Genomic DNA, 13,626 nt, shown 5'->3' with positions numbered 1-13,626 from the left:
GGTCAAGGCCGAGCGCCTATAATGGCATAAGCGCTTGAAGTTGCCCAACATGTCCGCAGTTGCCGAAGCGGGGGCGTTTTGAGGTGGCAGGTGCAGCCGGGCGCCGGTAGAATGAGGCAGCTTATCTTCCATTGGATTAGGGTGTTTCGAACTCACCATGGCATTGCTGACACTGGGAATAAATCACCGCACTGCGCCCGTGGAGATCCGCGAGCGAGTGGCGTTCACACCGGAGCGGATGGCCGAGGCCTTTGCCGAGCTGCGGGTGGCGACGGGTGCCAGTGAAGCCGGCATCCTGTCTACGTGTAACCGCACCGAACTCTATCTGGCAGGCGATGATGACTGTGCGCCGGCAGTATTGCGTTGGCTGGCCGGGTTCCACGACCTGGACGCGGCGGATCTGGAAAACGTGATCTACGTGCACCGGGATTCCGATGCGGTTCGGCACATGATGCGAGTGGCAGCAGGCCTTGATTCCATGGTGTTGGGAGAGCCACAGATTCTGGGCCAGCTTAAAGATGCTTACGCCTTGGCCCGCGAGCACAACGCCACCGGTACCTTCCTTTCCCGTTTGTTCGAACACACGTTTTCCGTTGCCAAGCGTGTACGTACTGAAACCGCGATCGGTGAAAACCCGGTGTCGGTTGCGTACGCATCGGTGAGTATGGCGCATCAGATTTTTTCGGATATGTCCCGTAATAAGGCACTGCTGATCGGGGCCGGTAAAACCATCGAACTGGTGTCCCGGCATTTGGCCGATGCCGGTGTGAAAGATTTTCTGGTCGCCAACCGAACCCTGGAGCGGGCGCAGGCATTGGCGGGATTGCACGGCGGTAAGGGCATTGTGCTTTCGGAGATTCCGGAGTATCTGGCCGACGTTGATATCGTGATCTCCTCAACGGCCAGTCCGCTGCCGATTCTTGGCAAAGGCGCGGTAGAGCGTGCTTTGAAAAAACGTAAACATCGCCCCTATTTCATGGTGGATATTGCGGTACCCCGTGATATTGAGCCAGAAGTCGGGGGCCTGGCGGATGTCTACTTATACACCGTTGATGATCTACGCCAGGTTATCGAAGAAAACGTTCGCTCACGGGAGGGTGCCGCCCGTGAAGCCGAGAATCTGATCGCCAGCGGTGTGCAGGATTTTCTTGACCAGCTCCGCGCCCTGGATGCGGTTTCTACCTTGAAGGTGTTCCGGTCACGGGCGGAAATGCTCCGCGATGCGGAAACCGAGAAAGCACTCAGAGCGCTGCGCAACGGCACCGATCCTGAAACCGCGCTCCGCAGTCTGGCGCGGGGCCTTACCAATAAACTTCTGCACCAACCATCCACGCAAGTGCGTAAAGCCATGGCCGAGGGGCGTACCGAAGTTGCGGACTTCCTGCGTGAGCTTTATCAGCTTGAAGCGTTGGATGCTGACGAGCACACCACCACGGAAAAACTATGAAGCCATCGATTAAATCCCGCCTTGAACAGTTAGTTGAGCGGTTCGAGGAGGTGAGTGCGCTGTTAAGCGATGCGTCAGTGATTGCCGACCAGAATAAGTTTCGTGATCTGTCTAAAGAATACGCAGAGATTGAGCCGGTAGTGAAATGCTTTCAGGCGTGGCAGCAGTCTCTGGATGATGTTTCTGAAGCGAAAGAGTTGGCTAAAGACGGCGATGCCGATATGCGCGCCATGGCCGAAGAAGAGTTGGCCGATGCCCAATCCCGCAGCGAAGAGCTGGACGCGGAACTGCAGCGGTTGATGTTGCCGAAAGACCCGAACGACACCAAGAACGTGTTTCTGGAAGTGCGTGCCGGCACCGGTGGTGACGAAGCGGCTATTTTTGCCGGTGACTTGTTCCGCATGTATTCCCGATACGCCGAAAAGCGCCGCTGGCAGGTTGAAATTCTGAACGAGAACGAAGGCGAACACGGCGGCTATAAAGAAGTGATCGCCCGTTTGTCGGGTGAGGGTGTATACGGTGCCCTTAAATTCGAGTCCGGCGCACACCGGGTTCAGCGGGTGCCGGAAACCGAATCCCAGGGCCGTATTCATACCTCGGCGTGTACAGTGGCCGTCATTCCCGAAGCAGACGAAGCGGAAGCCGTTGATATCAACAAAGGCGATTTGCGCGTTGATACCTTCCGGGCTTCCGGTGCCGGTGGGCAGCACGTAAACAAAACCGACTCCGCCATTCGGATCACCCACCTCCCGACAGGGTTGGTGGTGGAGTGTCAGGAAGAGCGCTCACAGCACAAGAACCGCGCCAAAGCCATGAGCCTGTTGGCCTCACGCCTGCAGAATGCCGAGCTGGAAAAGCAACAGCAAAGCATGGCCGAAACCCGGAAGAGTCTGGTGGGCAGTGGTGATCGCTCCGAACGCATCCGCACCTACAATTTCCCGCAAGGCCGAGTGACCGATCACCGCATCAACCTCACGTTGTATAAGCTGGATGAAGTGGTCGGTGGCGATCTGGATGCAGTGGTGGTTCCACTGCAGCAGGAGCATCAGGCGGAATTGCTGGCCGAACTGTCGCAGGATCAATAAGCCCTTGTTGACCTGTGAAGCGCTCATTAAAGAAGCGGTAACCAGAATCGGTGGCGATTCACCCAAACTGGATGCCGAACTGCTGCTGAGCCACGTCAGCGGCCTGAGCCGCACCAGTTTTCGGGCCTGGCCCGAGCGAGAAGTCACGGCTGAACAGGCTGAACAGTTCTTCTTGCTTGTCGCCGAACGGGTGGAAGGCAAACCCATTGCATACCTGCTCGGCCAGCAGGAATTCTGGTCGCTGCCTTTGAAGGTGTCTGCGTCTACCTTGATACCTCGCCCCGATACCGAGTGCCTGGTAGAAACCGCCTTATCAATAGCGTTGCCCGAAGCGGCGAAGGTGCTGGATTTGGGCACCGGCACCGGTGCCATCGCCTTGGCACTCGCCAGCGAAAAGCCCGCTTGGCAGATAACCGCTACCGACCGCATCGCCGAAGCGGTCGAACTGGCCCGCGAGAACAGCCGGAACCTGAACCTGCCTATTACGGTAATTCAAAGCCATTGGTTTGACGACATCCCGGCCGGCGCCTTCGATTTACTCATCTCCAACCCGCCCTATATTCCGGCCAGCGACCGTCATCTGCGCGAGGGCGATGTTCGCTTCGAACCCGCATCGGCACTGGTGTCAGGCGACGATGGGCTGGATGACATTCGCTTGCTGGTCATCCAAGGGCTGGCGTGGTTGAACGGCGATGGTTGGATGATGCTGGAACATGGCTACGACCAAGGTGAGGCGGTTCGGGAGTTGTTTGCCTGTGCCGGTTGGCGCAACATAGAAACCCGCAAAGATTACGGCGGCAACGACCGCATGACTCTGGCCCGCAAGCCAGCCAGCGATTAACTGCGAGACCCCCTATGCTCAGCGATGACGAACTGCTCCGCTACAGCCGCCAGATTCTGATCCCCCAATTTGACATAGCCGGTCAGCAAAAGCTGAAAGAGGCCCGGGTAATGATTCTGGGCTCCGGCGGCTTGGGTTGCCCGGTTGCGTTGTATCTGGGGTCGGCTGGCGTGGGGCATTTAACGCTGGTGGATGACGATCAGATCGAATTGGCTAATCTTCAGCGCCAAATCGGTTTCCAGCAAAGCTGGCTTGGCGACTCCAAAGCCGAGCGTCTCGCCGAACGTGTTCGCGCGATTAACCCTGAAATTACGGTGGAAGCGGTTAATCGCCGGGTTGACGGTGATGACCTTGCGCAGTTGGTGGCGGATGCCACCTTGGTGTTGGACTGCACCGATAACTTCAACACCCGTTTCGCTCTTAATCGTGCCTCCGTTGCCGCTGGTGTTCCATTGGTGTCCGGTGCGGCGATTCGGGGGGAAGGGCAGATATCCGTATACGACCCTCAAAACCCTGAAAGCCCGTGCTACCACTGTTTGTACGAAGAGCAGGGTAACGAGGATCTGACCTGCTCGGAAGCGGGTGTTATCGCACCCTTGGTAGGCATGATTGGTTCGGCTCAGGCGATGGAGGCGATAAAGGTTATCGCGCAAATCGGTACTCCCCTTGTGGGCCGATTGCTTATTCTGGACGCTTGGCAGATGCAGTGGCGAGAAATGAAGCTATTGAAAGATCCTGACTGCCCCGTATGTTCGGTCTAACTCCAAAGTAGGGCAGGGTTGGGGCGGCTCTCCAAAAATGTGCGGAGCCATGGATGGCGGAGCAGAAGCGTCACATGGACGTGCCGAAGGAGCGGTTTTTGGAGAGCCGCCCCAACCCTGACCGGTGATATCGTCGCTGCAAGAACGCAAGCTCAGTCCTTCAACGCCTGAAACCGGGCAATAGCCTCCTTCCGGCTTTCTTTCAAATCCACGATAGGCCGTGGATAACCTTTCGGAATAACCCCGCCTTTCGACGGATCGTGAATTCGTTTGTTATCCAATTTTGCCAGTTCGGGCACCCAGTTGCGGATGAACTCGCCTTTCGGGTCAAAACGTTCGCTCTGGGTGACCGGGTTGAACACTCGAAAGTAGGGTACCGAGTCTGTGCCTGTGGACGCACTCCATTGCCAGCCGCCGTTGTTCGAAGCCAGAAATCCGTCCACCAGATTCTGCATAAACCAGGCTTCGCCCAAGCGCCAATCGATGAACAGGTTTTTGGATAGGAACATCGCGGTGATCATCCGCAGGCGATTGTGCATCCAGCCGGTGGTTTTTAGCTGACGCATGGCCGCATCCACAATCGGAATGCCGGTGCGGCCTTCTTTCCAGGCTTCAAAATGCTCGCCCGGGTCGTTCCACTTCAGCGCTTCTGTTTCCGGCTTGAAGGCGCGGTGCATGCTCAACCGGGGGTAGTGGTACAGAATATTGATGTAGAAATCGCGCCAGGCGATTTCGTTGATCCAGGTTTCTATGCCCTCGCCGGTATTGCCGGTTTGTTGGGCTGCGATCAAGCACTGCCGGCCTGATAAAACACCGTTAGCCAGATAGGGCGACAACAGGCTGGTGCCATCCAGCGCAGGGAAATCACGGGTGTCTTTGTAGTTGGCGGCGCGCTCTGTGAGAAACTCTTCCAGTGCATCGTGGGCGGCGTCTTCGCCGGTTTCCACCAGAGGCTCCGGGGCATTCTCGAACGGGGCGGGTAGAGTGTCGGTTTGTTCCGGTTTGATTTCTGATCCCACGGCAGAGGGCACTGGATAAAGTGTGGGGCGGGTTTCTTCAATCCACACACGCCAACGGCGGGAAAACGGGGTGAAAACGGAGTAGGGCTCGTCTTTCTGGGTGAGAATCTGCCCCACCGGCGCCACGGTTTGATCCCGGTATTTTTTAACTGTTATGTCCAGCTCTGATAGCCGGTCCCGAACCTGCTTGTCGCGCTTGCGCTCATTGAAACCGTATTCCTCATTGAAATGCAGGCGGCTTATGTTGTGCTGCCGGCAATGCTCTTCCAGCAGGTCTGCGCACTCGTCAAAGGTGTCTGCGTGAAGGAAATTAAGCGCAATCCCGAGCTTGGCCAGTTGCTTCGACAGGGCGTTGGCATGTTCCAGTACAAACTGGACACGCGCCGCCGACCAGTCGTGTTGGTGCCATTGTTCCGGAGTCACGACAAAGCACGCCTGCACGGAACCGCCGCTCTTGCAGGCGGCGGTCAACGCCGCGTTGTCGGCGATTCTCAGGTCGTTTCGGAACCAAACCAGTTCAGCCATGAGCAGGTTTTCCTCGTGCTGTGGAATAAGGGTAATTACAGGCGAAAAATCATTAACTTATATATTCGCTGACATTGCCTGATTGGATTATAGTTAAACAATAATCCCTGCTAGGAAAAAGGAGTTTTTTCCACGGTATGACAGAGCAATTTGAAAACCAGCGCGATGGTGTCTGGGCGCATCCCTATCAGCTAATGTCTGGCCAGACCCAGCAGCATCAGCTTGGTCATACCCGGTTGTGGATCACGCTGTTGGATCTGGAGTGGCAGGTTCGGGAGCAATCCACGAAGCAAGGTACAGACCCGGAAAACTGGTACGAATCGACGGGTCATACCCTGCCGTCGGCCGATGTGAAGGTGCAGCGCTTCGTGCGCACACAGGACGACGGCGTGCTCTGCTTTGTGCCGGCAATGGCGGACTTGCCGACGGTTATTCGGCCCTTCGAGCCCCTGACCATTCCCGCCGGTGCCCGATGTGTGCTGTACGTGGGTACGACACTGTGGATGAAAGTCTGTGTGGGCGAAGCCCGAACCGAGCTGGCGGAGTTTCCGCTGGCACCGCCGTCGATGACCTGGCTCGGTCGAAACACCCGCGAAGGCGAGTTGTGCTATGCCTCGTCCACCTATGGTCGTCTGGCGCTGGAGGCCGTGCCCAAGCGCCCCTGGCGTGCGGTAACACCGGTAACCATTATCAATGAGCGGGAGAAACCTTTGTTGCTGGAGCGGTTCAGCTTGCCGACTCCTCTACTGGCTATTTATCGGAACGAGCGGGGACAACTCTGGACCTCGGGTGTCACGGTGAAATGCGAAACTGATATGAGTTCGGCCAGTTTGCACCTTGATCACGCGGTGATCCCGGAAGCGGGCAAGTGCGAAGCCATAGCCCCGGCGCGGGAAAAACTCGCCCGGGGCCGTCGATTAGTGCGGGCCGTTGACAATATCTTTGGCTGATCGCCAAAACAGGAGTAGTGTTTTGTTTGATTCGATACAGCAAACAATCGCCGAAATCGGCAATGGCATCGCATGGGGGCAGTGGTTTTCCGCAGGGTTCCTGGTATTGCTGGGGGTTGTGCTAGCCACCTTGTTCGCCCGCAGTGTCGGGCGGTTGGTGGGAGAGCGGGTTTCTCGCCACCATCAGGTGATGATACGCCGCTTGTGCTTCTATCTGGTTTTCATGCTGTTTGCGGTGGCGGCGCTGCGCGAAGCTGGCTTTTCCTTGGAAGTCGTTTTGGGCGCTGCCGGCATCCTGACGGTGGCCATCGGTTTTGCCTCGCAAACGTCGGCGTCGAATATCATCAGCGGTTTGTTTCTGGTGATGGAGCGGCCGTTCGAGATTGGTGATGCGATCGAAGTGGATGGAACCACCGGAGAAGTCGTGGCCATCGACCTGCTAAGCGTGAAGTTGCGCACCCCTGATAACCTGTACGTGCGAATTCCTAATGAAACTTTGATTAAAACACGGGTGGTGAACCGTTCGCGTTTCCCCATCCGGCGCATTGACCTGACGCTGGGGATTGCCTACGCAGAAGATGTGGAGCGCGTCAGCGAGTTGCTGCTGGAACTTGCGAAAGATAACGCCGCCTGTCTGGAAGAGCCTAAAGCGTTCGTGCAAGTGACCGGCTTTGGTGCCTCTTCTGTGGATTTACAGTTTTCCTTTTGGGTGCCCAAAGACCGATTCCTTGAAGGTCGCAGCAGCATGATGGTTGCCGTAAAGAAAATGCTCGACGGCCAAGGCATCGAAATTCCGTTTCCACATACCAGCATTTATGCGGGTAGTCATTCAGAGCCATTCCGGGTGCAACTGTTAGCGCCGGAACAACAAAAAGAGAAGGGTCTCCCGGATGTCGATCAAAACGACTGAAGAAGTGATAAGCACGCCGCCTACCTCAACCGAAAATAGAATAGGTCTGGGCTGGCGCGAATGGGTGGGGCTGCCAGAGCTGGGCATTGGCCGGATGAAAGCCAAGGTCGATTCCGGAGCGCGCACTTCTTGCCTGCATACTTTCCGCACAGAGCCCTATACTGAAAATGGGGAACGCCGCGTGAAGTTCTGGGTGCACCCTGTCCAGAACGATATGCAGGAGGTCATCGAGTGCGATGCCAAAGTGCTGGACGAGCGCACGGTGACAGATTCCGGCGGCCACAAAGAACTGCGGCTGGTGATTGAAACCACGGTCACTGTGGGCGATGAAAGCTGGCCCATTGAAATGACATTGACCAACCGGGATACCATGCGATTCCGGATGCTGTTGGGGCGCACCGCCATGTCGGGCCGCGCCGTTGTGTACCCTGAAGCTTCTTATCTTGCCGGCGAACCGGCACCAAGGAACTGATCATGAAAATTGCGATTATGTCGCGCAATCGTCACCTGTATTCCACTCGGCGTTTGATGGAAGAAGGCATCAATCGCGGCCATGAAGTGAAAGTTATCGATTGCTTGCATTGCTCGATGAACATCACCTCTGCAGACCCGAAGATCCATTATCACGAAGAAGTGCTAGAGGATTTCGACGTGGTGATTCCGCGGATCGGCGCCTCGGTTACTTTCTATGGTACCGCTGTGTTGCGGCAGTTTGAAATGATGGGCGTGTTTCCCTTGAATGAATCGGTGGCGATTACCCGCTCCCGGGATAAATTGCGTTCGCTGCAGCTATTGGCCCGTAAAGGCGTGGGTATGCCGGTAACCGGTTTCGCCAACAAACCGGATAACGTGCCGGAACTGCTGAAAATGGTGGGCGGCGCGCCGGTGGTGATCAAGTTACTCCAAGGTACCCAAGGTATCGGCGTGGTGCTGGCGGAAACCCGCAAAGCGGCCGAGAGTGTGATCGAGGCCTTTATGGGCCTGAAGGCCGACATTCTGGTGCAGGAATTCATCAAAGAAGCCGGCGGTGCGGATATTCGCTGTTTCGTGATTGGCGACAAAGTGATTGCGGCGATGAAACGCCAGGGTGCCGAGGGCGAGTTCCGCTCTAACCTGCATCGTGGTGGCACCGCCTCGTTGGTGCGCATTACCCCGGAAGAGCGGCGCACCGCCGTGACGGCGGCAAAAGCCATGGGCCTGAACGTGGCCGGTGTGGACTTGCTGCGCTCCAGCCGCGGGCCGCTGGTGATGGAAGTGAACTCGTCGCCGGGATTGGAAGGTATCGAGAATGCCACCGGTAAGAATGTGGCGGGCATGATCATTAACTGGACCGAGAAAAACTATAAGCCCTGGAAAACCAAAACCAAGGGCCGAGGATAACAGCGTATGGCGAGAGCCCCGTTTGAAATTGCCGGTGTGCAGATCAAGCCCGGAACCCGTGAAACCGTCGAAGTGCCGGTGGCGAAACTATACACCCACACCCCGCTGCACATACCGGTTGAGGTAGTGCACGGCCGTCGGGATGGCCCGGTATTGATGGTGTGCGGTGCCATTCACGGTGACGAAATTAACGGCGTGGAAATCATCCGCCGGGTACTGAAAAACTCGGCTCTGCGCCATTTGCGGGGCACCTTGGTGGCGGTGCCCATCGTGAACATCTTCGGGTTTGTTCAGCGTACCCGGTATCTGCCGGACCGGCGTGATCTGAACCGGTGTTTTCCGGGCTCGGAATCCGGTTCGTTAGGTGGGCGGATTGCCTACTTGCTGCGCACCATGATCATGGCGAAGGTCACCCATATCATCGACTTGCACACGGGGGCCATCCATCGCTTTAACCTGCCGCAAATCCGCGCCGAACTGAAAAACCCCGAAACCACGCGCATGGCCGAAGCCTTCGGTGCGCCAATCATTATCAATGCGGGCCTGCGGGATGGCAGCTTGCGCGCTTACGCCGATTCGTTGGACATACCGGTAATCACCTTTGAAGGGGGGGAAGCTCTGCGTTTTGATGATGTGGTGATTGCCAGCGGCGTAAAAGGCATCATACGCGTGATGCGGGAACTGGAAATGGTGCCAGCCAAGAAAGGCCCGAAAGCACCGAAGAAGCGCTCGGAAACCGCCGCAAATTCCCAGTGGGTAAGAGCCGACCTGGATGGCATCATGCGCCCGGTGGCGCGCCTTGGGCAGCGTGTTCGCAAAGGACAGAAGCTTGCCATGGTGGCAGATCCCTTCGGTGAAACGGAGGTGGCGATTACCTCGCCATGTTCGGGCATTGTCATTTGTGTGAACAACTTGCCCCTGGTGAATGAAGGGGAAGCGATTTACCACATCGCCCGGTTTGATGAGCTGGGCGAGGCTGAAAAAGCCATGGACCACTTCCGCAGTTCCTACGAAAGCGAAGTGCCGGAAGATGTGGCCGTGCCGGTTCACCCGTGGGACGACCTGCAGAAATAAGCTGTGGAGAGATTATGATCTGGCATCAGAATATCATTGAGCTGCCGCCTTACCCGCGGGGCTTCAATCTGGTTACCGAAGAGATTCTCGCTCGGGCACCGGAAATGACCAACTGCGAAGTCGGCCTGCTGAACCTTTTCATCCAGCATACTTCGGCATCCTTGGCGATCAATGAAAACGCCGACCCGGATGTTCGGGGCGATCTGGAACGCCACTTCAATGTGATGGTGCCCGAACACGCCGATTATTACGAACACACACTGGAAGGGCCAGACGACACCACCTCCCACATCAAGAATGTGATCATCGGGCCATCACTGACCATTCCCATCACCCACGGCAAATTGGCGCTGGGTATGTGGCAGGGGATTTACCTGTGCGAACACCGGAATCATGCGGGTGGGAGAAAGATTGTGGCGACGCTGCAGGGGCGCTGGTGATGTAGAAAGAGGCGGAAGTTAGGGCGCTTGGCACCGGAAAAGTGCCGGGCCAAGCGCAGGCAGGCTAATGCTCAGTCATCCAGATGCTTCCCAAGCATGGCGTGGTAAAGCTCCCTGTCTCCAATAGCCCCTGTGATTTGTCCGCCTTCTTCAACCAGCAGGCTGTGGCCGGTGAAGTAGCGGATTTCCACGGCATCGCGCAGCGGTGTATTCGGTGCAATGCGGGTTGGCTGCTTGGCTAAACTCTCGATGGCTTGGCCCTCTTGCCAGGATTGAGTCTGGAAGGTTTGGCCATTGCTGGTAACCACCGCTTTCTCCGCCAATTCGGGCGTGTGCAGCCAGATGTCGTAGCGCTTGTTCAGGCAACGATTGCCTTGGGCATCTTCCTGAATTTCGCCAATTGGCAGGGCCAGCGAGCGGGCCGCCAGCACGTTGAGTGGGTTGGTGCTGGCCACAAAGCTTTTGACGTAATCGTTTTCAGGGTGCAGCACGATGGATTCCGGCTTGCCGTGCTGCACGATCTGGCCATCTTTCATGATGGCGATGTGCGAGCCCAGCTTTAGCGCTTCGTCCAGATCGTGGCTGACGAACACGATGGTTTTCTGCAATTCTTCCTGCAAACTCAGCAGTTCATCCTGCAACTGATGACGAATCAGCGGGTCCAATGCGGAGAAGGGCTCGTCCATCAGCAGGATTTCCGATTCTGTGGCCAATGCCCGGGCCAAGCCAACGCGCTGGCGCATGCCGCCAGACAGTTCATCCGGGCGACACTTGGCCCAAGCCGTAAGGCCGACCAACTCCAGTTGGCGCGCCACTTTTTTTCGGCGCTTGGCTTTGCTCATGCCTTGCAGCTCCAGGCCCAGAGCCACGTTGTCTTCAACGCTCAGCCAGGGCATCAATGCAAAGCTCTGGAACACCATGGAAATGCGGCGGGTGCGGATATCGCGCTGCACTTTCTCACTGGCTTGGGTGAAGTCCACCATTTCGCCGTCGTGTTCAATGCGAATGGCACCACTGGTGACTTCGTTCAGGCCGTTGATACAACGCAACAGGCTGGATTTGCCGGAACCGGACAGCCCCATCAATACGCAGATTTCGCCTTTCTTTACCGTCAGGTTGGCGTTCTGTACGCCTACCACCAAGCCGGTTTTGTCGCGGATTTCAGCACGGTCGAGCCCCTGTTCAATCAGCGGTAGCGCTTGCTTGGGCTGTTTGCCGAAAACAACGTTAACGTTCTCGAATTCGATCATTGTGAGGGCTCTCCAGCATTGCGTTGGCGGAAGAAACGGTCCATCCAGATGGCCAGCAGTACAATGGCCAGGCCGGCCTCGAAACCTTTACCAATATCGACAGTGTTCAGTGCCCGGACTACTGGCACACCCAGGCCATCAGCGCCAACCAGCGCGGCGATAACCACCATCGACAACGACAGCATGATGCATTGGGTAATCCCGGCCCCGATGGAGCTCATGGCGGCGGGCAGTTCCACTTTGAACAGCAGCTGTCGCTTGGTGCAGCCGAATGCTTTGCCGGCTTCGAGCAGTTCTGTCGGCACCTGGGAAATGCCCAGATAGGTCAGTCGCACTGGAGCCGCAATGGCGAAGATGACGGTGGAGATAACGCCGGGTACCACGCCCAGGCCAAACAGGGTCAGGGTAGGGATCAGGTATACAAACGGTGGAATGGTTTGCATAAGATCCAGTACGGGCTGCAGAAATTTGTACAGCCACTGGCTGTGGGCGGCGTAAATACCCAGGGGAATGCCGATCACGATGCACAGCAGGGTGGCGTATAGCACCAATGACAAGGTGGCCATGGTGTCTTCCCAATAGCCGATGTTCCAGATCAGCAGAAAGCTGGCGGCGGTAAATAGTGTGAGGCCCCAGCGGCGATGGCGCAGGTGGGCGGCCACGGTGAATAGCAATACGAGGGCAGCGGGCGGTATCCATAGCAGGGCGTCGGTCAGCCCGTGAATCATGCTTTGCAAGCCTTCGGATACAGCGTCGAAAAAGCCGCTGAAATTGATGACTAGAAAATCAACAACGTCTTCCATGAAGTCGCCGAAAGGCAGTTGATGCTCAGTTATCCAGTTCATGGTTTTCTGTCTTTTTGGGTGCGGGCAATGCCAGCACGGGATGTGAATGGTATCGGAACTTCAGATCAAGCGCCCCGGGCATCAGCTCGGGGCGTACTTGTATAAGCCGCGGTGGTGTTGGTTTAACACCCCGGGAGCTTTACTGCTTGAGGTAGGCTTTTACCGCAGGCAGTGCGTCTTCACCGTTCAGAGTGGTAACGCCGTCCAGCCAGCTGGTCAGCACGTCCGGGTTGTTGGACAACCAGGCGTTGGCGGCTTCACGCGGGTCTTCGCCGTCGTTCAGGATGGCGCCCATTACTTCGTTCTCCATGTCCAGAGAGAACTTCAGGTTGGTCAGCAGCTTGCCTACGTTCGGGCATTCGTTCAGATAGTTTTTGCGAACGTTGGTGCGAACCGTGGCGCCCCCGTAGTTGGGGCCGAAGAAGTCGTCACCGCCGTCTAGGTACGCCAGATCGTGGTTGGCGTTCATCGGGTGCGGTTCCCACGCCAGGAAAACCACCCACTGGTTGCGGCGAATGGAACGGCTGACTTGCGACAGCATGCCGGCTTCGCTGGATTCAACCACACGGAAGTCACCCAGGCCGAAGGCATTCTGATCCACCATTTCCTGAATCAGGCGGTTGCCATCGTTGCCGGGTTCAATGCCGTAGATGCGTTCGTTGAACTCATCCGCGTGCTTGGCAATGTCAGCAAAGCTGGTTACACCTGCGTCGTACACAAACTGAGGTACGGCTAAGGTGTATTTCGCGCCTTCCAGGTTGGTGATGACGTTTTCAACGTCGCCGCTTTCCAGATACGGGCGCACATCGCCTTCCATGGTGGGCATCCAGTTGCCTAGGAATACGTCGATGTCTTTGTTTTTCAGTGAGCGGTAGGTCACCGGAACCGACAGCACCTTGGCGCTGGGCTCGTAACCCATGCCTTCCAGCACTTCGGAGGCGAGTGCGGTGGTGGCGGTGATGTCTGTCCAGCCAACGTCGGCGAAACGAACGGCTTTACATTCGGCGTTCGGGGCTGCTGCAGCAGCTCCGCTCATTGCAAGGCCAGCACAGGCCAGCATGATCTTTTTCATAGTCGTTCTCCTTTCTTGGTTTCTTGT

14 protein-coding genes are annotated in these 13,626 nt (G+C 56.8%); 10 read left to right on the top strand and 4 right to left on the bottom strand.

Going from position 1 to position 13,626, the window contains the following annotated elements; translation table 11 throughout:
* The first annotated feature begins 157 nt into the window (after nucleotides 1-157).
* The 4 genes from hemA to JAO79_RS12515 are packed head-to-tail and all read left to right on the top strand — an operon-like array spanning nucleotide 158 to nucleotide 4,134.
* Entirely contained in the window at nucleotides 158-1,447 is a 1,290-nt protein-coding gene (hemA, locus tag JAO79_RS12530; protein ID WP_199007600.1) for a glutamyl-tRNA reductase, read from the top strand.
* Nucleotides 1,444-2,532: a peptide chain release factor 1 gene (gene prfA, locus JAO79_RS12525; RefSeq protein ID WP_199007599.1), complete on the top strand. Its 1,089-nt coding sequence runs from the start codon at nucleotides 1,444-1,446 to the stop codon at nucleotides 2,530-2,532. Before hemA ends, prfA begins: the two co-directional genes overlap by 4 nt.
* Before the next feature lie 7 nt (nucleotides 2,533-2,539).
* On the top strand, nucleotides 2,540-3,373 hold the full coding sequence (gene prmC, locus JAO79_RS12520; protein WP_227664616.1) for a peptide chain release factor N(5)-glutamine methyltransferase: 834 nt from the start codon (nucleotides 2,540-2,542) through the stop codon (nucleotides 3,371-3,373).
* Nucleotides 3,374-3,387: 14 nt separating this feature from the next.
* Nucleotides 3,388-4,134: a HesA/MoeB/ThiF family protein gene (locus tag JAO79_RS12515; RefSeq protein WP_199007597.1), complete on the top strand. Its 747-nt coding sequence runs from the start codon at nucleotides 3,388-3,390 to the stop codon at nucleotides 4,132-4,134.
* 152 nt (nucleotides 4,135-4,286) lie between these two features.
* Here the strand turns inward: JAO79_RS12515 and phrB are convergent, their stop codons facing one another.
* Nucleotides 4,287-5,678: a deoxyribodipyrimidine photo-lyase gene (gene phrB / locus JAO79_RS12510; RefSeq protein ID WP_199007596.1), complete on the bottom strand. Its 1,392-nt coding sequence runs from the start codon at nucleotides 5,676-5,678 to the stop codon at nucleotides 4,287-4,289.
* Between the two features lie 137 nt (nucleotides 5,679-5,815).
* Between phrB and JAO79_RS12505 the strand changes: the two genes are divergently transcribed.
* Genes JAO79_RS12505 through JAO79_RS12480 form a run of 6 tightly spaced genes read left to right on the top strand, consistent with a single transcriptional unit; the run spans nucleotide 5,816 to nucleotide 10,432 of the window.
* Nucleotides 5,816-6,628, top strand: coding sequence for a hypothetical protein (locus JAO79_RS12505; protein ID WP_199007595.1), 813 nt, complete (start codon nucleotides 5,816-5,818; stop codon nucleotides 6,626-6,628).
* A 22-nt stretch (nucleotides 6,629-6,650) separates the two neighbouring features.
* Complete coding sequence (locus JAO79_RS12500; RefSeq protein ID WP_199007594.1) at nucleotides 6,651-7,538, top strand: mechanosensitive ion channel family protein; 888 nt, start codon at nucleotides 6,651-6,653, stop codon at nucleotides 7,536-7,538.
* Nucleotides 7,519-8,010, top strand: a complete 492-nt coding sequence (locus JAO79_RS12495) for an ATP-dependent zinc protease (RefSeq protein WP_199007593.1) — start codon at nucleotides 7,519-7,521, stop codon at nucleotides 8,008-8,010. The genes JAO79_RS12500 and JAO79_RS12495 overlap by 20 nt, the downstream gene beginning before the upstream one ends.
* A gap of 2 nt (nucleotides 8,011-8,012) precedes the next feature.
* Nucleotides 8,013-8,918, top strand: coding sequence for a 30S ribosomal protein S6--L-glutamate ligase (gene rimK / locus JAO79_RS12490; protein WP_199007592.1), 906 nt, complete (start codon nucleotides 8,013-8,015; stop codon nucleotides 8,916-8,918).
* A 6-nt stretch (nucleotides 8,919-8,924) separates the two neighbouring features.
* Nucleotides 8,925-9,992 (top strand): succinylglutamate desuccinylase/aspartoacylase family protein, encoded by a 1,068-nt coding sequence (locus JAO79_RS12485; RefSeq protein WP_199007591.1) that lies wholly within the window; start codon nucleotides 8,925-8,927, stop codon nucleotides 9,990-9,992.
* Nucleotides 9,993-10,006: 14 nt separating this feature from the next.
* Nucleotides 10,007-10,432 (top strand): secondary thiamine-phosphate synthase enzyme YjbQ, encoded by a 426-nt coding sequence (locus JAO79_RS12480; RefSeq protein ID WP_199007590.1) that lies wholly within the window; start codon nucleotides 10,007-10,009, stop codon nucleotides 10,430-10,432.
* 71 nt (nucleotides 10,433-10,503) lie between these two features.
* Here JAO79_RS12480 and choV read toward each other — a convergent pair whose 3' ends face one another.
* The 3 genes from choV to JAO79_RS12465 form a co-directional block, all read right to left on the bottom strand.
* Complete coding sequence (choV, locus tag JAO79_RS12475) at nucleotides 10,504-11,682, bottom strand: choline ABC transporter ATP-binding protein (RefSeq protein ID WP_199007589.1); 1,179 nt, start codon at nucleotides 11,680-11,682, stop codon at nucleotides 10,504-10,506.
* Nucleotides 11,679-12,527 (bottom strand): choline ABC transporter permease subunit, encoded by an 849-nt coding sequence (choW, locus tag JAO79_RS12470; protein WP_199007588.1) that lies wholly within the window; start codon nucleotides 12,525-12,527, stop codon nucleotides 11,679-11,681. Before choW ends, choV begins: the two co-directional genes overlap by 4 nt.
* Before the next feature lie 139 nt (nucleotides 12,528-12,666).
* Entirely contained in the window at nucleotides 12,667-13,599 is a 933-nt protein-coding gene (locus JAO79_RS12465; protein ID WP_199007587.1) for a choline ABC transporter substrate-binding protein, read from the bottom strand.
* Nucleotides 13,600-13,626: the final 27 nt, after the last annotated feature.

This window comes from Marinobacter litoralis, assembly GCF_016427555.1.
Lineage (GTDB): Bacteria > Pseudomonadota > Gammaproteobacteria > Pseudomonadales > Oleiphilaceae > Marinobacter > Marinobacter litoralis_A.
The sequence above is the reverse complement of the archived record's forward strand: the minus strand, read 5'-3'. Positions and strand labels throughout refer to the sequence as shown.